The following is a 26,178-nucleotide window of genomic DNA, read 5'->3' as shown; positions in this document are numbered from 1 at the left end:
CTATTTTTTCGAAAAGCCTGCCATGATATTCTTTGTTTTTAAGCTCTGAATTTTCACGGCTTCCGGTGCATCCGAGTTTAGCAGCTGCGTGCAGGCCTCCCCGATCGCAGTCCGCTGATAAGACAGCGGGAACCAGCTCAGTGCCTCAAGCGCCGTGACCCGGATATCCGACGAATTGCCCTTGTCAAGAGCTGTCGAGATCAATGTCGGCACCATCCGGTGGTAACGGTACAGTCGCATGGTACGGATTTCATTCATTCGCTCTTTTTCCTTTTCGTCTTTGTTTAAGATACTTTTTTCCAGCTTCTGTGTAGCACGCTCACCGGAAGCGACAATCTGCTCAAGCTTTTCGGCCAAAAGCTGGCCATTGCTCAAATTAGGGTTACGCCTGATCTGCCGATCTATTTCCTGTCTGGCCAATGTAGGATCCACAAAACTCAGCGAGGTACGCAGACGGTATCCCACACGTTCCGAATGCGGATCACTGACATACAGCTGGATCATGTCCTTCACAAAATCGTTGCCGCCAAACTCCGCCAGGTCATACACTGCCGAACGGCGGATAAACTCATACGAATCTGATTTCGCGGCATGCAATACCTCAAAATAATCCGGATTTTCCAATTGTCGTAACTGGATAAACGCCTGAGTACGTACCGTTTCAAAGGCCGACTGAAAGTAATACTGTTTTAACAAAGGGCTCAGCTCCTTTTCGGGCAATAGCCGTGAGAGGTAAACCAGAGCCAGCGCTTGCAGGTCAGCATCATTTTCTTTCAGCAGCGTCTTCCAGTAGCTGACACGCCCGTCATGTGTACCTATAGCCGTATTGATTTTCAGCCTTTCCCCGGCATCTCCCGCGAAATGATACGTCGGATCGCCCAGGATATGTGTCTCCAGATACGCCATATGCTTCATCCAGTTTCCTACCCGCACCCCGTGTTGCAGCAAGCCCATCAGCTCTCCGGGCCACAGATCCTGCAGTACGCCGACAGAATTTGCGACAGCAGCAATATTGTCGTTATCTGAAAAAGGATAATAGCCTGCCAAATAACTGGGCAGATGAAAAGAGCCTGTCAGACAGGAGTTCAAATACACCAGCGGTGCTTTGATATGCCCATCCTTGATATCATGGATCTGCATATCCATATCTTCGTTATAGAGCGAGTCTGCGGCAATGCTTTTAGGGTCAAAAGCATCCAGCATCCACTTATCATTTACCCCGAGTGATTCCATAAAGGATTTTTTTACCGCTTCCACATCCCGGCCATCCTCTTTCGCAGCGCGGAGCTTCGAACGCAGATACCGGGCCACATTTTCCATCGACGGCTGCGGATTGGATGCCAGAGGATAGCCGTTGAGCAGTTGCAGTGTCGCCGTTCCATGGCCGGTCATATAAGCAAAATCCAGTCCCTCCCGCTTCAGTTCATTCAGTAGGTTGAATTTAATAAAGGTATCCGAACGGAAATTGATAAACTTAACTGAATTTCCTGGGAGAAATAAGGCCGGCATCTGCGAGCGCAGTGCCAGCGCGTCACCAATGGTCGAATTGACCGAATTGGAGTTGTAACCATGACCTGTAGAGACCACCATATCCCTTAACGGCCTGGCCTGCGTTTTCTGCTGGACGACTTTTTTCAGATAGGCCTTGATTTTGACAATCGGGTCTTCGCCCTTTTCCACAGGTGGCTTAATACGCGCCGAGTAGATATCCATCTGGATATATTGTGGCGAATTAGCATTCAGGCCATAGTAAAAATAATTGCTGCGCGACTTGGCTGTATCCTGCCTGATAAAATCAAACTGCAGGTCAAAATCATCGTAGAAACGGTCCGATGGTACCGAAGACTTATCCCAACGAATATTTTGAGACATCTTGAATGCAGAAGTCAGAAACTGTGCATCCCGGAGCATGGGAACAGGGATGTCACCGATCAAGACAGTCCCCTCCAAGGGCTGCTTTTTTTGATACAGACTTTTCAGTACTGTACGGATTTCATCAGGTTTATTCCAATGATGTGAAATTATATAGGTTCCCAGCCCGTCTTTTTCCACAGCTGCACGATAGGCGTCGATCTCCGCCTTTGCCTGATCATAAGTATGCTGGTCCACAATGATCGCAAAGGTGGTCGGACTCTTCACCCCTGGCTCCTGTATCGATTGTGCATAGAGCTGTGAACCAGCTAATAAGCTCAGCGCAAGGGTCAATGTTGTATATGTAAAATGCTTCATAGTATGATGAATAAAATACGCATAAAAATGCATACAAATGTACATGATCTTTATTTAAAACGATTAAAAATAAATTATTTTATGTCGAATATTGTTACTGAACATACGATTAAGCTAATTTAATTGAAACAATATTTTAAAATTCACTTATTTATAATAAATCTAAATACATATATTTGCAACATGATTTTGCTAACAGGCAAAAACAATTAATCATTAACAGCTAAAGGAATACCTATGAAACATGTTATCATTGCCCTGGCACTCTCCTGGGGAACATTGACCGTATTTGCACAACAACAGGCCCGCAGTCCGCTGGCGAAGGATCTACAGATAAAAATCGCCTTACAGGCAGCACCTGCCGACCAACGTGAGGGAGCCAAGGTACTCGGTTATAATGAAAAGGGTGAATTTGTCACCTTGCAGGAAGGCACAACCGCCAACAACCTGATCTGCCTTGCACCGGACTACAAATCATCGGTACTGTACGCCTATGCCTACCCTAAGAGTCTGGATCCCTTTATGGCCAGAGGTCGTGAATTGATCGCCGAAGGCAAACGCAAACAACGCGATGAAATCCGTGAGGCAGAACATAAAGCAGGTAAATTAAGCATTCCACAAACTCCTACGATCCTGTACGGCTATTGGGGACCATTGGCCAAATTAAATCAAACCACAGGTGAAATTGAAGGCGCACAGCGTCGTTATGTGATCTATGTGCCTTATGCGAAAGCAGCTGATATCGGTTTGTCGACCAAACCGGGCTTACCGGGCATCCCATGGTTAATGGACGAAGGGTCATACAAAGCACACATCATGATTAACCCCGAAAATATGGGACATAGCCATGGAAAATAAAGATACGCCATTGCTGATGCAACGGTCACTCCTATTTTTTGCCCTGCTGACTTTATCAACTGCTACGTTTGCCCTTCCGGCGGCAGGCACAACGCTATCGGTCGAAAGCACTTTTCAAGAAGGTGGCATCCGTGGCGTGATTACTGAGAAAGCAAGCGGCAAAGCATTAAAAGGCGCTACCGTGCAGATCAGCGAACTCGGCCTGTACACCAAGACCGACGAAAAGGGATTCTTTACCTTCAGCCGCATGCCGGCAGGTCAGTATACACTGGTAGTAAGCTACCTGGGCATGCTTACGGTTGAGCAATCCGTCACGTCGGGAAATCAGCCGATTGCCATCGCAATGCAAGAAAATTCAATAGCCCTGGCAGACGTGGTCGTTGTCGCCCGGGAAAACCGTAAGCAAGGTGCCACCTCCACCGTCATCAACCGCAAGGCCATCGAACATATGCAGGCCACCAACCTGGGCGAAGTCCTGCAATTGCTACCGGGTGCGATTACCATCAATCCGGATTTTACCAATGTGAACAAAGCCGGTATCCGAAATGTGGGCAATACCGACGGGACCAATCGTTCGTCGGATTTTATGAGTTCTCTAGGTACATCACTGATTATCAATGGCGCTCCGACATCCAACAATGCCAACCTGCAGTCCCTCGGCTCTGCGGCCATTGTGACGGGCACCTCCGGATCCAGCGGCTCAAGCGGAAGCTTCTCCACTGCTCAGGGACTGGGCGCCGATATGCGCCAATATACGGCCGACAATATCGAATCCATCGAAGTCATCCGCGGTATCGCTGGCGTTGAATACGGCGATATGACTTCCGGAGCCATCCTCGTGCAGACCAAGGCCGGCAAAGAAAACTTGCAGGTAAAAGGACGGATAAATCCCAAACTGACCCAGTTCTGGGCCGGACAGGGTTTCGATCTGGGAAGCAACAGTGGCACCTTATTTGTTGACCTCGACTATACCCGAGCCAACGACAAACAAACTTCGGCTTATGCAACGTATAGCCGGGTGACCGGATCGGCGCAGTATACCAAAACATTTGGCCAGGACAGGCCGCTTTATACCAATACCTATTTTTCCTTTGGCAGCAACCTGGACAAGGTCAAAATTGACCCCGATGCCAATGCCGTACCGGAGCTCAATAGGTCGCAGGAGTACAGCTATCGCTTCTCCACCAACGGAAAATGGAAACTCAACAGCGCACTGGCGCGTCAATTGAATTATACCCTATCGTTAAACTACGCACTTCAAAAATCCTACCTGGAGAATTCCGGAACTCCGGGCATCTCCGCTGTTGGCAGTTCCTATACCGATGGTACATTTGATGTCCCGTATTTACCTGCAAACTATACCAATAAAGCATGGGTGGAGGGAAAACCGGTCAACCTGTTTGCCAAACTATCCGATGAGTTTTATGCCAAGACCGGTCTGTTTACGCACCGTCTGCTGGTCGGTGCGGACTACCGGATGGATGTCAATACGGGGAGCGGAAAGACTTTTGATCCAGATTTCCCCTACCGTACCAATGGCATGAACGGTTACCGCTCCAGGGCATACAAAGATGTTCCGGCACTCCATCAGCTCGGCGCCTATGCCGAAGACCGCATGACAGCCCGGTTTGGCAAGCGCGAACTGTCCATCCAGGCCGGTCTACGCATGGATCAGCTGCAGCCCTTCCGCAGCGACAACAAAGCGGCGCTGTCACCACGGATTAATGTAAGTTATGACCTACTGCCCTCGTTCAGCCTACGTGCGGGATATGGTATTGCGACCAAGGCGCCGACGCTGAACCTCCTATATCCTGAAAATGCCTATTTCGACGTCTTCAGTTTAAATTATTACAAACAGGATCCCAACGAGGCTCTGGCGCTGATGACCACACGCGTCTATAATACAGGGAATAATCAGCTCAAATTAGCTAAATCATATAAAAAAGAAGTGGGTATCGATTGGAAAATCGGGAAAGACAGACGTCTCAGCATTACAGCTTATCACGATAAAATCGACAATGCCTACGATTATATGACCACCTTAAACAGCTTACAATACGCGCTTATCCCGACCTATACCGTGCAACAGGAAGTACCGGGCGGAAAACCGATCCTGAGCGATGTGGTAACCAATACGCCTTATGTGTTTAGCTATGCCACGCCGACCAACGATAGGCAGATCATCAATAAGGGCGCTGAATTTGACTTCGACATGGGGCGTTTTGACGCCATCCGTACCTCCTTTCAGCTCACGGGAGCCTACCAATCCACCAGATCGACCACCACCAGGCCCTACATCCTGGCACAGGAAGTACCCAATAAGCCCATGACACGCGTCGGCGTATTCGCTCCACGCGGTACGGAAGCCGAGCGATTCGTGACCTCACTACGGGCCATACACCATATTCCCGAACTGCGGTTTATCCTAACTTTGACGGCGCAGACCATCTGGCTTGACAAGGAACGGAATGTTGACTTCTCCAGTCTGCCCATAGGCTATATCCCTGTAGGACCGGGCCAGCCTATGGCCATTACCTATTTTTCAGAAGCCGAACGCCAGCAGATCACTTCCGCCGACCGGGATATCTACCTGAGCCTGAATGAGGGAACCTTCCGCAGCGAAAGCTGGAAACCGCTTTGGCTGTTCAATGTGAAACTCACCAAGGAATTTGCCAAAAATATGGGCTTCTCGTTCTACGCCAATAATTTCATCAACAATAGGCCATTGGTACGGAGTACACGTTACCCCGAGCAGTTCACAAAACGTAATATCGATATCTTTTTTGGGACCGAACTGTCTATTAAATTCTAAGAAAATGAAGAAAATCAGCTGTTATATCTACCTAATCGCATTACTAGCTTTATTCTGTGGCTGTCGTAAAGATTTCGCTCCGGTAAATACACTATCCTATACCATCGCCATCCGTTATCCGGACATCTATAACGAGCGCTTTGCCCAGGGAGCGGCAGTGACCCTTAAAAATACCTTTACAGGCCAGATCACCCAATTGACCAGCAATGGCAAAGGTGAGGTAGACCTGCATGATATCCTACCGGGAATCTATACGGTCACGGCAAGCCGCGAGATTACCGAAGCAGAGAGCGTGGCCATCACCGGGCGTGAGGGCAAGGCATTTTTGAATGCCGCCATTGCTTCGCTGCGTATCCAGGCCTCCGGGAGAACAGAAATTCAGCTGAGTGGCGGTGCTGTCGGTGGATTTGTAATCAAAGAGTTTTACTATACCGGCAGCCGGACGCCAAATAACGCTTCCTATCTGTATGACGGTTTTGTCGAAATCTACAACAACTCCACAGACACCCTATATGCAGGCGGAATCTCCTTTGGAGCCACAAAATCAGCATCACCGACGGCAACAAAATTTATCGAAGACCAGGACAACGTCTACCTCGCCTCCCTCTGGACCATTCCGGGTACTGCCGGAGAGGATCATCCCGTAGCACCGGGAAAATCCATTGTCATTGCCGTGGACGGCATCAACCACAAGACAGATCCCAATGGCAATTCCAGCGCACCAGCGGATTTAGGCGCAGGCATAGCGGATTTCGAAACCTACTTCAATCCACCGGGCAACAGCAACGATACAGACTCGCCCGATGTGCCCAATGTGACACTGATCCATAGTTCCTCGCTGACACTTTTTGACTGGCTGCCCGGTGTCAATGGATCCGGACTGGTATTGTTGTCTCCCGATGATTATACCGGCTACGAAACCGTTACCGAACCGGGGGCGACAGTCTCCACGCGCTACATGAAAGTACCGGCAGACAAGGTGATCGACGGCATAGACTGCGTTGCCAACAGTACCATTACATTGGACAAGAAACGCCTGCCGAGCAAGATTGACGCGGGTGTAGCCTTTGTCGGCGGCGGAGCCGGTACCGCAAAATCGGTGATCCGTAAAGTCAGGGACGAGATCAATGGCATTAAAGTGCTGATGGATACCAACAATTCATCCAGTGACTTTGCCATAAATGATACCCCCAGTCCCAAAAGTTATTCCAAATAAGCAGGAGCATCATGAACATAAAATATATTTTATCCCTGGCATGTACAGCCACCTTCGTGAATCTGCATGCACAGGAAAACCCCAATATCAGCTATTCTAAAGAAAAAGAAACTGCGCTGAAACTCCATACCAGTGCCTTCCTGGGAGAACTTGATTTACCGGCTGTGGGCAACACGGAATTGGGTTACTTTTATGAAGGCGGTGATTTTAGGCATCCCTTTACCGGCAAATCTAAACAGGGACTCAATTTTTCGACGGAAAAATTCCAGCGGACCGGCGATTGGACCCTCTACGGACATTTTAATTTCACCACATTGAAAGAGAAGCAGCTGCCCTATGCATCTCTTGTCAATCCGATAAGGGATAATCCCTACCAGATTGTCGATTCGCTCAAGGGAGACTGGAATAAACAGTTTTACGCGATGTCCCTGAAGGTAGCGAGTCCCCGCTTCGCCGGAGGCCGCATGCGTGCCGGCCTTGACCTCTCCTATCAGGTTGCCACCGGAGCACGGCAGATGGACCCACGTTCACTTGATACCGAGAACAAAATCCAGTTGGCACCAAATATCAGTTACAGGATCAGCAAGCGGCATCAGCTCGGACTGGCGGGAATGTACAACTACCACAAAAATGATCTGAGGCTGACCCGCGCCAATGAAAATCAACAGTATAATATCTACAAGCTCTTGGGTCTCGCAGAATATATGGGCGCCGCACCGCTCCTCATGACCGGAGACATCTACCGCAACTACATCACAAACGCGTACGGCAGCGAAGTGAGTTACCGTTATGAAGGCGATCAGCTGCGCTGGTTGCTGTCAGGCAGGTACCTGCATCATAATGAAAAGGTAACTGACGGAGTCACCTATCCGATGAAAGCCGGCAAGCATACTTCCGATCACTATACCCTATTGTCGGCCCTTGATCTAAAACGCGGCACCTACAACCACCACTTCGACCTCAACCTGTCGTATACTGATATTTCCGATACCGAATATCAGCAACTGCAGCGGGCGGATGACCGCAGCTACGAGACCATTTTCGAAGGCACATTGCACACGGCAGTCCGCAGCCAGGCTTCATTGGGCTATATGCTCGCCAAAGAGACAAGCGCATACCGTTCGGACTGGTTTGCCAAAGCTTCTGTAAGCTATTCAGGCTGGGACAACCGCTATGCCCTGCCCCAAAGCATGGAGATCATTGACCGGGTTGATATCGGCCTCCGATTCAACAAGGCACTGTCACGCTGGGTCTTTGACCTGGCCTCCAATTACAGTTTTGCTGTAAAAAATGAGTGGAATTATACCGACAAAGACTATTCGAGCAATTTTGTCGCCAACAACGTTGCGCTGCCCATTTACCAGTACTTATCGCAAGACAGAGTGATCAATGCGTTAAGTATACAATACCGGCTTGCCAGTTTCGGGAGGAATAATAATCAGCTCTATGTCAAGGGATCTGGCAGTTTGGAAACAGCCCTATCTGGCGCAACTGGCCCCTTTGAAAAAGGACAGTCGCGCTATATGGCCAGTTTAACTGTTGGCTTATTGACATTTTAGACCATTGGACAATTGCGGGGCTAAATATGAGCCCCCGCAATTGTTATTCAAAGCCGCTTACCGGATTTTTCAAGCTCCTTGACAAAATCCTTACCCCAATAATGGATATCGTAGTGTTCAATATGCTCATATAGCCTACGCGCCCTGACCTGAGCCTCTCCAGGCTCCATGACCAGCGCTTTTAATAGCGCATCTTTCATGCTCTTGCGGTCATAGGGATTGGTCAATATGGCATAAGGCAATTCGACCGAAGCTCCCGCGAATTCCGAAAGCACAAGAATCCCCGGGGTCTCCAATAGCCCATGGGTCGCAATGTATTCCTTGGCGACCAGGTTCAGCCCGTCACGCAAAGGCGTGATCCAGGCGATATCGCTCAGCGAATAATGCTTGACGACCTCCTCAAAGGGCAGTGCCCTGTAAAAATATTGGATAGGCGTCCAGTTCATTGTAGCGTATTTACCATTGATCTCACCCACAGCCTGGTTCACCTGATCCCGGATCTCATCATAAATCGTCATTCCTTGTGATGGCGGTGTACATACATTGACCAGTTCGATTTTGCCCCGAAATTCGGGATACTCGGCAAGAAATTCACCAAAAGCCTGAATTTTTTCCAACGGCCCTTTGACATAGTCCAGGCGTTCAATGGATATAATACGCGTTATTTCCGATTCCGCTTTGCTTTTTTTGAGTGTATTGATCTCCTCCGTAATGTGATCATCAGCCAAAATATGCTCGATATGATCCCTGTTGACACCGACCGGTTGTGCCCCTAGCCTGATCTGTCTGCCATCCACCTCAATGATCTTGGTCATCTGATCGACCCCGAGGGCACAGCTATAGGTCAGGAACTGATTGGCGACATCTACCTTTTTGACTACTTTAAACGGCGTATGGCTGCGGATCACATCTACAAAATTCTCCACATAACGCGGGATATGAAAACTGATAAAATCACAGAGCAACAGGCTGCCGATGATCTCTTTGCGCCAGGGAATAATATTAAAAATATCTGCTGCCGGAAATGCCGTATGGTGAAAAAAACCAATTTTCAGATCGGGGCGCATGGTCTTTAAAAAAGAAGGCACCATCCACAGATTATACTCATGGATCCAGACCAGCGCCTCCTCGTCGGCCTCGCGGGCGATCCGTTCGGCAAAGCGTTTGTTGATCATCAGGTAATGCGCCCAGTCCTCGTGGTTGAACTTTGCCCGGTCCACAAAGGAAAAGATCGTCGGCCAGAACGCCTCCTTGGAGAATACACGATAGAACTTATCGATATCCTCTTTTGACAACGATATGGTGGAGGCGACCAGATTAGGGTACCGGCTTTCATCCACCAGCTGATTTGGAACAGGCTGTCCGTCCTGCTGGATCACTTCCTCTCCGATCCAAAGGCCAGACCTTCCCTTTTCGAATAGGCCCAGCAGCGAGGGAATGATACCATTCGGACTTTTGGGTGCTACCCGTACCGTATTACCATTGACCGATTCCTTTTCAAAAGGCAGCCGATGGTATACCATCACCAGCTGATCGGATTTTTTGGATTTTCTTTTTTGAGGTATTAATTTTTTTTCCCCGCGGATCAACTGCTGAAACGGGCGGTGCTTGCCCATATATTCCAGTATACCGCCCGCTCCGGCGGCTTCCGCGTTGTAAGCCGTATCCAGCTCAGCAATCGCCTGCAGCAGACTTGGTTCGGATTTTCCGACGGCGACACCCCTAAAGCCGATCTGAAATAAGGCCAGATCATTTAATGTATCACCGGCCACCATCACATCATCCGGATCGACCGCCAGAAATTCAACCAGCTTCTTTAATGTAGTCCCCTTATTGACCCCTCTGGGGAGCAAATCCAGGTATTTATCGGCCGATGTTATAATGTCACATTCATACCTGTCGGCTACCTGCTGTACCAGGCTATGGTCTACCCCAGCTTCATAATAAAAGGAGCTGCGGCGCTGCTGTGGCACATGTTGGTAATTCAGCTGCGGGATTTCTTCCAGTGCTGCCCGGATTGCATACGTCTGCGGCCATTTTTCCTCAATCTCACTCTGCAACGGCTCAATCGCTTCCAGGCTATGGCCGTTAACGACCGTGGCCCCCACATCCGCAATAATGAAGTCCGGCACTGGAATGAGCGGATCGCTCAGCAGCGGCAATACCGACTCCAGTCCCCTTCCGGTGACAAAAACCAGCTGCACGTTCGGGCTGGCCTTGATCAGTCTATATAATCTGAGGCGGTCTTCCATCTTACCGCCTAAAAAAGTTCCGTCTAAATCTGTTGCTAATAGCATATTATCTTATATTCCTTTCTAAAAGTTTAAATTCATCCACTGCAGCCATATGGTTGTATAGCACCCGGTAAGCTGTCTGTAACAGGGGTAAATTGAGCCCGAGGCGCTTTACCGTCGCCATCAGCCCCCTGGTTGCAAAGTATCCTTCGGCGACCATGCCCATGAGCTGACGCGCCTCGAAAACCGAATACCCCTGGCCAAGATATTTGCCGAACGCGCGGTTGCGGCTATGTGCGGAGTAGCCCGTCACCAATAAATCGCCCAAATAGGCAGAGCTCCCCAGCCGGGCATCGGGCGTGCCAACGGCACGCAGCAGCAGCCCCAGTTCGTCGATGGCATTGGACACCAGCACCGCCATAAAATTATCGCCGTAATGCAGTCCTTCGGCCATGCCACAGACAATGCCTACAATATTTTTGTAAATGGCGGCATACTCCACCCCCACCATATCCGGACTGTACTTTACCTGCATATAACTTGAAGCAAACCAGTTTGAGATCTTGCCGATAAAGGTTTCATTAGAACTGCATAGGGTCATATAGGTTTTCTTGTTCCGTGCGATTTCCTCGGCATGGCAAGGACCTGCAATCATCGCCTGCTGAAAATCTTTCAGCTCAAAATACCGGGCGAGATAAGAACTAGGAAGTAGATTGTCGGGACCGACAGTCCCTTTTATGGCGGTGATCACAAATTTTTCGGCGAGGTCCTCTTTGGGAATTGCAGCGCAAACATTGTGCAGGTGCGCACTGGGCACGGCGAAAAGAACTACTTTCGACCGGCCCACGATCTCGTCCAGTTGATCGGAGGCATAAATTTTTTTATTGTCAAGTTTTAAAAACGATAGGTAGTCAGGGTTAACAGCATCCCGGTTTATCGAGCGCACCTGCTCAGAACGCCGCATATACCAGTTGACATGGATGCTATTTTCTGTTAAAATTTTAACCAGGGCCGTGGCCCAACTCCCACCACCTATCACACTAATCTCATTCAAATTGTCGGGGGTTTTAAGACGCAAAAATAGAAAGTTTTCGCCATCTGGTTATCTATTAATTTACGAATATACATAAAAATTAATCAATAAGCAAATAAAACACAGAAAAGCCGTTATTAAAGGGTATTTACCACATAAAAACCCGTTTTTATATTTCTTCGTAAATTTGTCTGTTCATATGAAAAATTTAGACATGCTCAACTTCAGTGAACAACAATCAAGTTCAATTTATCAGTACATCTTCAATCTCTTTACGACATTAGGTTTACCCGAACAGCAGGCCCATATGGGTACGGCAGTAGGTTTACTTCTGGCTTTTGCCCTGCTGCTCTATGCATTGGATTACCTGATGCGCAACATCTTCTATTCGGCATTGAACAAAATTGCCCGGCGAACCTCGACCCAATGGGATGATTTTCTTTTGGCCAATAAGGTGCATGTGCAGCTGAGCCGGACCATATTGACGCTGCTCACCCGGCAGCTGCTTCCGATCATCTTTCTTGGCTTTCCGGTACTGACAGCCACGATTGTCAAATTTTTGGATTTGTTGGTATTGCTTACAGTCTATCATCTCATCAACAGCCTGTTAAAAACCTGCAGGGATATTTTTCGTACGTCAAAAGGATTCAAGGACAAGCCCATCGACAGTTACCTGCAGGTGGTACAGATTTTTTTGATTTTCGTCATCGGCACACTGGCCGTGTCGCTGCTGACAGGCAATTCGCCCTGGTCTTTTCTCGTTTCGCTGGGGGCGGCATCCGCAATCCTCATGCTGGTATTTAAAGACACTATTCTAGGCTTTGTGGCCAGTATCCAGGTATCGGCCAATGACTCGGTCCGCGTGGGTGACTGGATAGAAATGCCCAAATATGGTGTTGACGGCGACGTACTGCAGATCAACCTCAACAATGTGAAGATACAGAACTGGGACAAGACCATCGTCACCATACCGACCTATACCCTGCTAAGTGATTCATTCAAAAACTATCGCGGGATGCAAGAGACGGGCGGCCGTCGGATAAAACGGGCTTTGAACATTAAAATGTCTTCTGTACGCTATCTCAGTGCCGAGGAAATTACAGCATTAAAAAAAATCCACTTGCTGGCCCCCTATATCGAAAAACGGGAGCGTGAGATTGCCGATTACAACAAAACCTGGAATACCGACAGCTCCTCGCCTGTCAACGGCCGAAGGATGACCAATATCGGTCTGTTCAGGGCCTATGTACTTGCCTATGCTAAGCACAACCCCAATATCCATCAGGAACTGACCCTATTGGTGCGTCAGCTCGCGCCCAATGAATACGGCATTCCGTTGGAACTGTACATGTTTACCAAGGGGACACAATGGGTTTATTTCGAAGATACCATGGCCGATATATTTGATCATTTGCTGGCAGCCATTAAACACTTTCATCTACAGGTGTTTGAACTGCCCGCATCCGACGACCTGCGCATGCTCATGGCAGCACGCAATTTCAGTTAAATTTTAAGGCTTCTTCAATCGCATACGGCAGACCATGGCTTAAATTATCAAAAGTACTTTTGCAGCCATGGTCTGCTGTCTTTATGACCTACTTTCAAGCGATATCCAAAACATTATTGAAACAAATCGGACGAGCGACCTATCTTGTTTAAAAAAAAATACTGATTCTATGTTTTTTTAACCCCATATTGTACAAATAACACATATTAAAACTAAAATAATCGCATTATTCATAATCTACATAGCCAATTTCAATCAAATCACTATAATCTATACGAAATTTAGGAATGTATACTATATTTTAGCTGCTTTTTACCTACTTTTAGTGCGCCTAAAGATTTAATTTTAAAATATGAACGATATAATCAATAAAATTTACGACATCATCTGGAGTGATGCTCTGGTATACCTATGTTTGTTGACTGGGATCTATTTTACGATACGTTTCCGATGCCCGCAGCTCACGCAAATTCGGGAAATGATCCGTTTGCTTTTTGATGGCAATAGTTCGGACAAAGGAATTTCCTCATTTCAGGCATTCTCGCTCGCTATCTCTGGTCGTGTGGGTACAGGCAACATTGCCGGTGTTGCAACAGCCATCGCCATGGGCGGTCCCGGAGCTATCTTTTGGATGTGGGTCATCGCTTTTTTGGGCAGTGCATCGGCTATCGTGGAGGCTACGCTCGGCCAGATGTACAAAGAGGTCAATGACGGAGAATACCGGGGCGGGCCAGCATTTTATATTCTGAAAGGGTTGCGTTCCAAGGCTTTTGCCTGGACATTTGCTATCGTCACGATCATCAGTACTGGATTTTTACTCCCCGGCGTGCAGAGTAATAGCATCGGTGCGGCGGTTGAATCAGCCTTCAACTTGTCGCCGAGCGTCACCGGATTGAGCATAGCGGCCTTACTGGCCATCATTATTATCGGCGGTGTCAAGCGGATCAGTACCGTCGCTGAGTATGTCGTTCCATTTATGGCGGGAGCCTATATTCTGATGGCATTAGTCATTATCGGTCTCAATTTTACACAGATACCAGCCGTCATTTCACTGATTGTAAAAGCCGCCTTCAATCTGGAGGCAACCTTTGGTGCTGTGGCGGGCATGGCAATTTCATGGGGCGTAAAACGGGGCATTTACAGCAATGAAGCCGGTCAGGGCACCGCGCCACATGCTGCCGCCGCCGCCGAAGTATCGCATCCTATCAAGCAGGGGCTGGTTCAGGGCTTTTCAGTCTATGTCGATACCATGTTTGTCTGTACTGCGACAGCCTTGATGATCCTATTTACGGGACAATATAATGTGGAAAATCCAAACGGAGGGTTTATCGTACAGCACCTTCCCGCTACGGAAATGGGACCGGGCTTTACGCAGCAGGCCGTGTCACATCACTTCCCTACCATTGGGAACGCTTTTGTCGCTTTAGCCTTAGCCTTTTTCGCGTTCACGACTATCATGGCCTATTATTATATTGCCGAAACCAATATCAGTTTTGTAAGTCGCAAAAAACAGCACAAGACCATACTTATCTGGGTTTTGCGCCTGCTTATGTTAGTATCCACCTATGTAGGCTGCATCAGTACGGCAAAGTCTGCCTGGACGTTGGGCGATATTGGCGTTGGACTCATGGCCTGGCTCAACCTGATCGCTATTCTATTGCTCCACAAAAAAGTACTTACCATTTATGATGACTATCGTGAGCAGCAGAAGGCCAAGAAAGATCCGATTTTTAACAACGATAAATATAATTTTCCGAACATGGAACTATGGTCCAAAAAAAATAGCGACACGCTAAACTAGCTGATTGAAATAGTTGCATTTTTTTCTGGTACTATTAAGTAAACCATGCGCGATTATTCGTCGAATAGCATTTTAAGTCAAATTAAAGTGCTATCCGACGTTTAAACAATAGGTTATCGAAATACCTTCTGTATTAATTTACCAATTTCGGCAAAATCCTGATGGTTGTTGATCGCACGTTTTTCTGCGGCATCCGCAATGCTTTCCGTATAGGGATAAATCAGCAGATAATTATTTTCGATCCGGTTTTCATTCAGGTATTGCGTAATGGTATGGATCGGGGATTTATACGAAAAGCGGTTACGGTCGGCCATCAGCACAATCAGCCCTTGATCGGATTTTAAATCAGCGATGACCTGATCCACTTCGCCCCATTTGGCGATGTTTACAAATGAAGCTTCAACAGCCGATCTTTTAATGATTCGATGCAGGATTTCGATGATATCCGCCGTGGTATAAAATTTTAAAGGCGACCCCGAATTTCGGGCAATATTCCATATTTTTGACAAAGCCTCAAAAAAACCCGGCTCCCGATAAGCCAATGGTGGAATAAGCACGACATATTCCTTTACTGTAGAAATAGGTTGTATGGCACTGTACAAAATCAAATTGACATGTTCATTCTTCAGGTAGCCATTGTATAAATTATACATGAAAGAAGTTGAAAAACCTTTATCCTTATCCAAACCCATCAGTAGATCCGTAATATTTTTCTCTTTGATCACATTGTTGATACCAGCTACAACCTCATTATCGTGACGTGTGATCGGCTGTACCTGCACATCAGCCGCTGCGCCGAGTTTTACCGCTGCCTCCAAGATTTTTGCCGCATTCTTGACTGAGGATTCATTTTTGTCCTCGCTGATAATATTTAGGGCATACAGCTGATCGTCCTTTGATTTCGTACGCATCAACAGTCCTAAATTGATTATCTTCTCGGTCATCTGTTCACTATTGATCGGCAATAAAATATGAGCATTCGGCTGTTTGTCCCCTGCGATGGTATTTTCCCGATCCACCTCCGCAATACGCTGTGCATTGGACATCGCCACAAAAGACGATATGGTACAGGAGATCAGGATCAGCAAAATACTGCCATTTAGTACATGCTCATTGAGCAAACGAATAGGTTCGCCGTCTGCCGTCTGTCCGAGGACGATATTATAGCCTACCATGACCGCCGCTAATGTTGCCGCAGCAGATGCGGCGCTCATTCCAAAAATCAGGAGGCCCTCCTCCTTGCTCAGCCGAAAAGTTTTTTGGGTCAGGATGGCAGCTATATATTTACCACCAATGGATGCGACCAGCATGATCGCTGCTACACCAAGGGTTTCCCAGCTTTTGAAAAAGGCTGAAAAATCAATCAGCATGCCTACGCTGATCAGAAAAAATGGGATGAAAATCGCATTACCCACAAATTCAATCCTATTCATCAACGAAGAAGTATGCGGGATCAGGCGATTGAGTGCCAACCCTGCGAAGAATGCACCGATAATAGACTCGATCCCCGCCAGTTCGGCCAAAATCGAAGCCAGGTAAATCATCACGACTACAAATATATACTGCGATATCTTATCGGCCACATTTTTAAAAAACCAACGGGCTATCAGCGGAAAGATCAGCAGTACAACCAGGGCAAATGCAATCATGGAAATGCTCAGCCGAATCCAAAAGGCCGCATCCACATCACCCTGGGAAAGACCAACGATCACAGCCAATACCAAAAGCGAAAGCACATCCGTAATCATGGTGCCACCTACAGTAATATTGACTGCCGGATTTTTTGCGATCCCCAGGTTACTGACCAAGGGATACACAATCAAAGTATGGGAAGAGAACAAGCTCGCAAATAAAATGGAGGTGGACAGCGAAAAATGCAGGAGATAGTAGCCTCCGATAAATCCGAGGATAAATGGAGCCAAAAAGGTATAGATGGAAAAAGTAATACTTTTCCATTTATTCTTTTTAAAGTCGCCCATATCGATTTCCAGCCCTGCTAGAAACATGATATAGAGCAAACCCGTCGTACCTGTCACCACCACGCTGCTATCCCGCGACAGGAGGTTGAAGCCATAGGGCCCCACAATTGCCCCCGCGACCAACAGGCCCAACAAATGGGGGATTTTTATTTTATTGAGCAGCAAAGGTACCAGCAAGATAATCAGCAGCTCAATAAAAAATTTGAGCAAGGGGTCTTCGACGGGAAAAGTAATATGATGTATACTGGCTATAATCATTTTTCATTGGGTATAAGTTCAACAGAAAAAGTCGCCTGACAATCCCCTTTTGTATAGATTGTCTGCGTTCCACGCATCAGTTTGGTACCGACCAGATCAATGTTGACCTGAATCCCAGCGCTTTTATCGCCGACACTGTCACCCACCCCGACTAACCTGAGCCGATTATCCTGCAAGCTGCCTTTAAAAAGCTGCATGGTTTTATTTTTTGTGGAGGTCTTGACATACAGCCCAGTGGAGTCAGCGACAAATTGCCACTGTTCGTTTCGCTGATCGCCGATGACATAATTACCGCAGGTCGACGAGCGGCAGACCAGACGGCTGCTCCATTGTCCAGCCAATGAATCAGGCCATGCTTGCGTACGGGAGACTGAATCGCTCTGGCTTACTTTGCTCGCCATCAGACTATCACGCATGGCAAGCAAGGCTTTATATTCCGCCTCTTTGTTAGCGAATTCCTGTTCCTTTTGCACGAGTCGCTCTTCTCTTTGCTGAATATCACCGCCCCCATTGTTACACGAAGAGATCAACAAAGTGAGGATTGAGATATGTATTATTTTTTTCACTTGAAATAGTTTTTTTGATTAATCTTAAAAGGCCGCTCTCAAAGCCATATAAGTTGCCTAACCTTTTAACAAGATGATAGCTGCTTATGTTTGTGAAATAATAAAATTTATGTGGCTATAGGTATAGAAAAAGCATTTCGACCTCAATTTTCGGATTATTCTAGGGCTGTATTTTGCTTGTCACAAAACCTAAATAGCACATCGTCGCTGAATTTAAATGGCTACCTTTGCCTTTCTTTTTAAACAGCAGAAACGAATTGATGGAACGACTACACCTTAAAAAGCAGATCAACAAAATAGAAGACAAGAAACTATCTTTCCGTGTGTTTGACCTTGATGCCGAGCATTTACAGGCTTACACAGCGCCACATCAAAAAGACCATTTTTGCATCTTCGTGATTCAGGAAGGCGAACTACGACTACAGATCGAAGACCGACAGTACATCCTGAACAGCAGCCGGATTTCGGTCATCTTCCCGGATCAGGTGCATGCCATACAGGCTTTTTCTGATCAGGTGGCCGGCAAAATCATCTTGTTTGAAGAGGTGTTATTCTGTTCGGATATCCTCAAAAATGAGTTGAGCCCCTATAATATCAACCTGTCAACCCAACTCAACAATACGGTTTTGTCAACCGACGAATTTGCCGAGAGTATCCATACAATCAAGCTTATACAGGATATTTATCAAAATCCAAGTTTGGTCCGCAAAGAAGAAGCACGCTTTTACATCAAGATATTTTTGCTCAAACTCATTGAATCCGTACATGGGCAGCACCCCGTTCTGGGAACTAAAACAGCAGACCAAAGTCTGTATATCGAATTCAAAAAATTGCTCAACGAAAACTACAAAGAAGAGCGCTCGGTACAATACTATGCCGATCAGCTTTACATCACACCCAAAAAGCTCAATGCCATTACCAAAAAACATTGTGGGGACACCGCGATCAATACCATCCACAACCGGATCATGACCGAAATCAAGCGGCAGCTCATGTTTGCAGACATTACCCACAAAGAAATTGCCTTTGACCTGGGGTTCAACTCCCCAGCAGCGCTGAACAAATTTGTGAAAGCAAAGCTCAATGAAACACCGACCCAGCTCCAAAATGAGTTGGCTCAAATGTATAACACGTAGTCCTGTTTGTGTAATAATCGAGGCCCATTGCCACGCTATCTTTGAAGCATTAAATAAAAGATACAACAATGAGCAAATTATTTATTGCAGGAGAAGTATTCCACGGCGCAGGAAGCCTTGCAGAACTGAAGAATATTAAAGGTCAGAAAGCCTTTATCGTGACAGGGGGAAATTCGATGCGTCAAAGCGGAACGTTGGATAGATCAATTGCATTTCTACAGGAAGCAGGTCTTGAAACGTTTGTTTTCGATGGCGTAGAGGAAGATCCATCATCAGCTACAAGTTTCAAGGGAGCAGCAGCGATGCGTGAGTTTCAGCCCGATTGGATCGTCGGTCTTGGCGGTTGCTCAGCGATTGATGCTGCTAAGATGATGTGGGTATTCTACGAATATCCAGAGGCTGATTTCGATGCTTTGGTCAAACCTTTTACGGTACCTACCTTGCGCAACAAGGCAAAGTTTATCGCCATCCCATCCACCAGTGGTACCGGTACCGAGACAACTGGTCTGGCTGTCATCACCGACCGCGAAAAAGGCGTCAAATACCCGATTGTTTCGTATGAACTGACACCCGATATCGCTATTGTTGACGGCGAAGTCTGTGCGTCAATGCCGGCCCATATCACAGCCAACACGGGCCTGGATGCCCTTACGCACTGTGTGGAAGCCTATGTATCCAACATCGATGACAATTATGCCGATGTACTGGCTAAGGGTGGCTTAGAAATTGTGTTCAATAATCTAAAGGAAGCGGTCAACAACCCGACAAATATCCAAGCCCGTCAAAACATGCACGACGCATCCTTCATGGCAGGATTGGCATTTAACAATGCCTGGTTAGGTATCGTGCACTCCCTATCCCATCAGGTCGGCGCACTGTATGGTATTCCGCATGGTGCTGCAAACGCGATCTTCTTACCCAATGTCATCCGTTATAACGCCAAGGTTTCCACGCGTTTCCCTGATTTAGCGAAAGTGATCGGCAAAGAAACAGCTGAAGAGCTGGCACAAGCCATTGAAACGCTACGTGCTGAGGTAAATAATATTTCGTCCATCAAAGAATTTGGAATTTCCAAAGCAGATTGGGAGAAAAATATCGATTACATGACAAACAACGCCTTGCTAGATCCATGTACAGGATTCAACCCACGAGTTCCGGTATTGGAAGATCTCAAGGCCATTTATAATGCCTGTTACGACGGTGTTATCTTTAATGGGTAATCACATTTAAGGGGTTTAGCAAACTGGAATTTCGATCGGATCATCGGCTCATTGGAGTCCAGTTCAGCAGCCACACTTTAAAGCGCACTACAGTAGTGCGCTTTATCCAATATACTTAAGCATCTTGCAATTTATCTCAAAAAACATTGAAAACACTATTCATTTCACACGAGTTAACTACTCAACTCGATTTAATGGTTCTTTTTTCCGTTGATTTTCTGATCACCAATTGATTGGACAATACCACTTTCTTAATCGTTCCCTGCTGCTCTGATTCAGCCAATCTTTTTAGCAGTAAATTAATGGAGAATTCCGAAATTTCTTTGACCGGCTGCGCAATAGCCGTAATTGGCGGATGAAAAAACTTATACATCTTGTTGTCGTCAAAGACCATTATTCCCAAATCTTTGGGAATCTCCAACTGTAAATTAGCAATCGCTTCAAGCCCGTTATCTGCAATATAGTTTGTGGCAAAAAATAATGCATCGAGTTTTCGCTCTCCAAGCAGCAGTCCTTCTATTTCCCGAACACTTTCCCCCTCCTCCCCATGATATTGTATATTCAAGACAACGGGGTCAAGTCCTGCATTGGTTAGGGCATCCGTGTATCCCTGTAAACGGGATTTCATCTGCACCTGGTCGGAAATAAGCGTGATAAAACCAATGGCATTGTACCCATTATTAATCAGATGTTCTGTACCTTGGTATGCACTTTCATAATTATCGACCAAAACGGTATCCGCATTCACTCCCTTCAGCGTCCTGTCAAATAGGACAACGGGATAACCATCTTTGATCAATTCTTTCACTTCTTTTTCTATTCCCGGAGGCGGCGCGATAATGTATCCATCGATCTTCTGACCTCGATACATGTGCAACATCTCCTTTGTCTTTTTTGTATTGTTTTCAGTGCTACAATAAACGATCTTATATCCTTTCTCATACGCAACTTCCTCAGCATGACGGGCAATTGCTGAAAAGAAAGGATCGGAAATATCCTCTACAAGCATACCAATGATCTTTGTTTTTCCTGTGCGAAGTCCCTGAGCAAAAAGATTAGGGCGATATCCAACCTCTTCCATGTATTGGAGTACCTTATCCTCCATCTTCTTGCTTATTTTTGCTTGTTTTGCCTTTCCATTCAATACGAGGGAGACTGTCGCCTTAGAGATGTTCAAAGCTGCAGCAATATCTGATATTGTCAATTTATTATTCATTTTTATGGGTTGAGGTCTATCGCTTTTGTATCAAAATGGATATCATGTTAAACATACAAAAGATCAAGGATGTTTCCACATAAAAATGTTACAGAAATACAAAATATTTTCAGTTTACACTTAAATCCTTTTATTCGACTCTAAACCAATCTATATCTGCCCATGAACGCGGGCTATCGGCAGTACTATTTAGGATAAAGTACCCCATTTTGGCCCCTATCCATTTTCCTTGCCGCATATGAAATTTGTCTCCCAGCGGAAAATAAGCACGACCATCAGTGCTGTATTCAAATCGTGCATCTCCCTTTACATCTACCTGTGTGCGGATCCATAAATCAACTTCTTCGAGCTTAGTCTGATAATTATATTTGACGGTAGGCCTCAGCGCATCCAGTGCCCTATTGAAACGAATTTCTTCGGCACCATTTTGTTCGGCATCCTGGCATTGTACCTGCAGGATCTCGTACCCATTAGTTGTCTTTTTTAACGCGACATATCCGTAGTCCCAGCCCATGATTACGAATCCAACCCTATCACCATCGTTTTTTAAAACGGCTTTGATCTTTGTCGTCGCGGTAAACTGGGGCGCAGTAATTTTCTGCAAAAGAAGGTTGGGCACCTGCCATAAGTTCCGAAAATCTTGGGGATAATATTGACCATACAAGCGTAAGTAGCCATTGGCCGAAGGGAAGCCCCAAGTCTGCCCGGGGTTGGCGTGCCAGCTCCATTGCAAACCGAGCTTAGCCGAATTAAATTCGTCGTTCTCGACAGGGTTCTTCACGGGATATGATTGACCGACATTAGGTTTGCGATAGCTAGTAACCGGTTCGCCACAATAATTCTTATCGTTGATTCCCATTACCGGCCAGCCGTCCTTCCACTGCACGGGCTGCAAATGTGCAATCCGTCCGATCGCGCCAACATCCTGAAAATGCAAAAACCACCATTCTCCACTTTTGGTATCGACAAGACCGCCTTGATGGGGGCCATTGATCGTCGTAGAACCTTGTGCAAGTACAGTTTTCACCTCATACGGACCATATACCTGTTTTGAACGCAAGGCAATCTGCCAGCCTGTTGCTACTCCCCCAGCAGGCGCCAATAGATAATAATAACCATCTTTTTTGTAAAACTTACCACCTTCAACAGTATGGTTGACCCCATCATTTCCGTCAAAGACCATCGCCTGGTCATTGACGACTTTGGTCCCCGTTGCATCTAATTCACAGACCATCATTACACTGTTCATCTTGGCTCTGCTATCGGCCCAAGCATGTACGAGATAGATTCGTCCATCATCATCAAACAGCGGGCTGGGGTCTATCCTTCCCTTTCCTGGTAAAACCAATATAGGTCTGCTCCATTTTCCGCGAATATCGGTGCTCCTGACCACATAAATACCAAAGTCCGGATCACCCCAATAAATCAAAAACTCCCCGTTATGGTAACGGATGCAGGGTGCCCATACACCTTTCCCATGCTGAGGTTTATCGAAAAACCCTGCTGGTGCACCTTCCAATTCGAGGCGCGACAAGGCATAATTGATAATCTCCCAATTGACAAGATCATTGGAGTGGAGAATAGGTAGGCCCGGAACACAATTGAAGCTGGAAGCTGTCATGTAGTAGTCATCGCCCACACGGATAACATCAGGATCGGAATAGTCCGCATAGAGCACAGGATTTTTGAATTTTCCGTTCCCCAGATCTGGGGACCAAACCTTAGACTGTTCTTGACCAAATGCTACGCTGATCAAAAATAAAAATACAATTAAAGTTATCGTTTTAGCATTCTTCATAAGTTGCTCCATGATCATAAGGTGATTTGTTTGTAATCCGAGGCTTCCAGTTGGATGGTCTTATTCCGGAAAGTTAGCTTGATCGTTCGATCACTTGTATAGAAATAACGCCCATCTTTCCGCTCTAGGGTAACATTGGCTTTTTCGGCACAATCGATACTAAATTCCCTTGCAGCTATTTTGTAGCCATTTCCCAAAAATAGCGTAAAATCATCCCCCTGTTCGCTGATCAGTCCATAGGTGCCTTTGACAACTTTATCCTGATACCTGACTTCATCCGCGGCTAAGGAAGAAAAAATATAATCGTGACGTCCCGCCCTGCTTTCCACATCAAGCCCCACAAAGTCTGGAGACACATTCTCTACCGCAAATGAGCTAATGGAAATAATGGATCGCCCTTCTTTTTCAACGGTAGGTTCGTAGATCGCGACAAAAGGATGCTTCCAAGCTTCGCCATGTTGTCTGGCGGCAATAGTCAGATAAGGATCATGGTAAAAATCATAAGGCAACTTATATTCTTTACGGTAGGATTTCACTGCCGGAGCCTTGATCGAAAAAATTTCCCGGCCTTTATACCCCTTCATCCAAAGATGCATATACACATTGTTATCGTCAGGAAAGGACATCTTCCAAGTTGCTTCATAATCCTTGTCCGTCATGGCGGACTGCTTGTCCCACATATAATCCAGGGCAAAGAGATGTCCTCCCGCAAAGCCCATCTCATCACTGGGTTTCAAGGCCAACGCCCGTCCACCTATTTCGGATATTTTCAGCTCCTGTCCCAAGTTATGGTAAAAGTAATCGTGGTATTTCTCTCCTCCCTGTTGTTTTTTTGAACGAAAAATATCCACGTAATAGCCTGTCGTCGGTCCAGTATTCACGATGCTCATCAACCGATTCTGATCACTCTGGCTTTCGGGTTCTAAAAAATACATATCGGAATAAGTAACCCCGGCATAATATCCTGTTTTTTGTCCCGGTTTTGGATAACACCCGAGCAGCTTGAAGTCATGTGTACTTAGCATTTCGGGGTATTTGGATATGCCATCAACCATAACCGTGTTGTGTGCCGGAAACTGGGAGTAATAATCCAAATAAGGCTTTTCAAAATAGGAAGAACCTATTCCCGACTCTGCCCCGAGTACATAGCCCTTGCCGTAAAGCTCCATCGCCAACCCATTGGAATGCATATGATTGCCGAGCGATGCATATTGCGAAATCATCATTCCATTTTCTTTGCTATCATATTTATTGCGTTGTACAAACCAGCTCACATTTGGCGAATAGAACGTCGGTGTCACATAATCCCTTAGCGCTCCCTTGGACACCTTTCTGTCCAGGACCAATGGTTTATCGGTAAAAAAAGAACTGATCTGTGCCGGAAGATGCGCCGGCTGAAGGGGCTCCTTGTCCGTATCCGTATGGAACAGTTTATACATTTTTGTGTACAGCACCTCGTGTTCCCGCTCGTTGTACTTTTGGGTCAACCGAATCATATCTGCCAGCGGTGCAGGGTTCAGGAGCCCGTAATAGGAATCCCCAAATGCTGTGGTCATTCCATTGGGAAACTGGTATTGCGGCAGTGCTTCAACAGCCTTGTACATGACAGGGATATAGGGAAGTAAGTTTTGATTGAATGTGTTATCATAATCCCGGATAAACTGGGTAAGTTCGTGACCTACACTTTGGGCATAGCCAGGACTTTCGTTCCAAATTCCGGTCTCCTTGTCGTATCCATACGCCATAAAGTGCGGTAAGGACCAATGTCGGGCAGCAGTCTTGTTAAGAATCGCATTGATGTAATATTCCCTTCCCTGACCATCTGCATAGTCTTTATCCTTTCCAAGCACCATCGCGACTTTCAGGATAAACTTTGACTTATGGAGGTTCCAATTATTATGGGGTACGCCATTTTTTAGGCTTAGGTCTATACATTTCTTCAGTGCTGTTTCATAGATTATTTTTTTATCAGGCTGAACCTTGTCGACATAATTGTATAGGAAATCATAGGTATAGGCCAATTCGTTGAGGATTCGCTCCTGTATGACTTCGAATGTTGTCATCCCTACGAGCGTCTGTGCATGGCCATGATTGAGGTCAATAGGTTCATTGCGATAATACATCCCTGTCAGATAAGTATCGATTACACCAAACGCCAGGCTAGCATAGACCTGATCATCGGTAAGCCAGTACAAGAAGGCAGCATCTTTTGCCAGTTTCATGATCTCCTCGTTGACGCTTTCGATGCTCCCACCCGAAGCTTGACGCTGATCTACCCATTCCAATGGTGCGCCGGGTTTGGAAGAATTGCAAAAATACACTCCTTTGGTATCGTCCATATAGGGTATGATATCAGCCAGTGCCGGGCGGATAAATGGCGACCCAACGCCTCTGCTGCTACCAAATCGAACGGTCGGCACAGGAGCCACTCCATCAGCTTTGGCATATACCCCACCATCGATATACACTTGGGTAGCTTTGCTCTTCCAGTACATCATCAGACGCGAATACAACCAATCGGGCTGCGCTTTTACCTCGTCGAGGTAAGGATCGATCCGGTTTTTGATCCCTATAAGTACTTCCCCTGCCCATTTCTGCTCTTTCAGCTGCTGGCGCAGCCGCCCCTTCTCCTGATCTGTGGTCAGTAAGCGGGGGTGCCCCTCAAGCAGCTTGACCGGCAGTGGGATCTCTTGCCCCTTTACGGTCAGTAATGAAAAAAAGGCTATAAAAACAGGATATACTAAACGCTTTATCAT

General features: G+C 46.5%; 16 protein-coding genes. 8 read left to right on the top strand and 8 right to left on the bottom strand.

Annotated elements, in window-relative coordinates; all coding sequences use genetic code 11:
* Entirely contained in the window at positions 1–2,229 is a 2,229-nt protein-coding gene (locus DCO56_RS09830) for a HEAT repeat domain-containing protein (RefSeq protein ID WP_108633556.1), read from the bottom strand.
* Positions 2,230–2,466: 237 nt separating this feature from the next.
* Here DCO56_RS09830 and DCO56_RS09825 point away from each other — a divergent pair, with 237 nt between their 5' ends.
* From DCO56_RS09825 to DCO56_RS09810, 4 genes are read left to right on the top strand one after another with little or no spacing between them, the layout of a single operon-like run.
* Positions 2,467–3,087 carry a hypothetical protein gene (locus DCO56_RS09825; RefSeq protein ID WP_108633555.1) on the top strand — a complete coding sequence of 207 codons (621 nt, stop codon included), beginning with the start codon at positions 2,467–2,469 and terminating at the stop codon, positions 3,085–3,087.
* A complete protein-coding gene (locus tag DCO56_RS09820; protein WP_245935810.1) occupies positions 3,077–5,899 on the top strand; it encodes a TonB-dependent receptor in 2,823 nt (940 codons plus the stop codon). Before DCO56_RS09825 ends, DCO56_RS09820 begins: the two co-directional genes overlap by 11 nt.
* Positions 5,900–5,903: 4 nt before the next feature.
* Positions 5,904–7,115: a DUF4876 domain-containing protein gene (locus DCO56_RS09815; protein ID WP_108633554.1), complete on the top strand. Its 1,212-nt coding sequence runs from the start codon at positions 5,904–5,906 to the stop codon at positions 7,113–7,115.
* Between the two features lie 11 nt (positions 7,116–7,126).
* On the top strand, positions 7,127–8,674 hold the full coding sequence (locus tag DCO56_RS09810) for a DUF6850 family outer membrane beta-barrel protein (RefSeq protein WP_108633553.1): 1,548 nt from the start codon (positions 7,127–7,129) through the stop codon (positions 8,672–8,674).
* Between the two features lie 47 nt (positions 8,675–8,721).
* On the opposite strand, the gene ggpS is transcribed toward DCO56_RS09810, so the two are convergent.
* Entirely contained in the window at positions 8,722–10,971 is a 2,250-nt protein-coding gene (ggpS, locus tag DCO56_RS09805; protein WP_108633552.1) for a glucosylglycerol-phosphate synthase, read from the bottom strand.
* A 1-nt stretch (position 10,972) separates the two neighbouring features.
* Positions 10,973–11,962 carry an NAD(P)H-dependent glycerol-3-phosphate dehydrogenase gene (locus tag DCO56_RS09800; RefSeq protein ID WP_181390508.1) on the bottom strand — a complete coding sequence of 330 codons (990 nt, stop codon included), beginning with the start codon at positions 11,960–11,962 and terminating at the stop codon, positions 10,973–10,975.
* Positions 11,963–12,140: 178 nt separating this feature from the next.
* Between DCO56_RS09800 and DCO56_RS09795 the strand changes: the two genes are divergently transcribed.
* On the top strand, positions 12,141–13,448 hold the full coding sequence (locus DCO56_RS09795; protein WP_108633550.1) for a mechanosensitive ion channel family protein: 1,308 nt from the start codon (positions 12,141–12,143) through the stop codon (positions 13,446–13,448).
* A gap of 352 nt (positions 13,449–13,800) precedes the next feature.
* On the top strand, positions 13,801–15,249 hold the full coding sequence (locus DCO56_RS09790) for an alanine/glycine:cation symporter family protein (protein ID WP_108633549.1): 1,449 nt from the start codon (positions 13,801–13,803) through the stop codon (positions 15,247–15,249).
* 113 nt (positions 15,250–15,362) lie between these two features.
* On the opposite strand, the gene DCO56_RS09785 is transcribed toward DCO56_RS09790, so the two are convergent.
* Entirely contained in the window at positions 15,363–17,486 is a 2,124-nt protein-coding gene (locus DCO56_RS09785; protein ID WP_108633548.1) for a cation:proton antiporter, read from the bottom strand.
* Positions 17,483–18,052, bottom strand: coding sequence for a hypothetical protein (locus DCO56_RS09780; RefSeq protein ID WP_108633547.1), 570 nt, complete (start codon positions 18,050–18,052; stop codon positions 17,483–17,485). Before DCO56_RS09780 ends, DCO56_RS09785 begins: the two co-directional genes overlap by 4 nt.
* A gap of 260 nt (positions 18,053–18,312) precedes the next feature.
* Between DCO56_RS09780 and DCO56_RS09775 the strand changes: the two genes are divergently transcribed.
* Together DCO56_RS09775 and DCO56_RS09770 are read left to right on the top strand one after the other, a co-directional pair.
* On the top strand, positions 18,313–19,188 hold the full coding sequence (locus tag DCO56_RS09775) for a helix-turn-helix domain-containing protein (protein ID WP_108633546.1): 876 nt from the start codon (positions 18,313–18,315) through the stop codon (positions 19,186–19,188).
* Between the two features lie 68 nt (positions 19,189–19,256).
* Positions 19,257–20,408: an iron-containing alcohol dehydrogenase gene (locus DCO56_RS09770; RefSeq protein WP_108633545.1), complete on the top strand. Its 1,152-nt coding sequence runs from the start codon at positions 19,257–19,259 to the stop codon at positions 20,406–20,408.
* 181 nt (positions 20,409–20,589) lie between these two features.
* Here DCO56_RS09770 and DCO56_RS09765 read toward each other — a convergent pair whose 3' ends face one another.
* From DCO56_RS09765 to DCO56_RS09755, 3 genes are all read right to left on the bottom strand, one after another.
* Positions 20,590–21,624, bottom strand: coding sequence for a LacI family DNA-binding transcriptional regulator (locus DCO56_RS09765; RefSeq protein WP_108633544.1), 1,035 nt, complete (start codon positions 21,622–21,624; stop codon positions 20,590–20,592).
* A gap of 130 nt (positions 21,625–21,754) precedes the next feature.
* Positions 21,755–23,440 (bottom strand): glycoside hydrolase family 43 protein, encoded by a 1,686-nt coding sequence (locus tag DCO56_RS09760; protein ID WP_245935809.1) that lies wholly within the window; start codon positions 23,438–23,440, stop codon positions 21,755–21,757.
* The gene (locus tag DCO56_RS09755) at positions 23,437–26,178 is read right to left on the bottom strand and encodes an endo-acting ulvan lysase-like protein (protein ID WP_108633543.1); all 2,742 of its coding nucleotides are present in this window, start codon (positions 26,176–26,178) and stop codon (positions 23,437–23,439) included. Before DCO56_RS09755 ends, DCO56_RS09760 begins: the two co-directional genes overlap by 4 nt.

The sequence above is a fragment of the Sphingobacterium athyrii genome, assembly GCF_003071065.1.
GTDB lineage: Bacteria > Bacteroidota > Bacteroidia > Sphingobacteriales > Sphingobacteriaceae > Sphingobacterium > Sphingobacterium athyrii.
The sequence above is the reverse complement of the archived record's forward strand: the minus strand, read 5'-3'. Positions and strand labels throughout refer to the sequence as shown.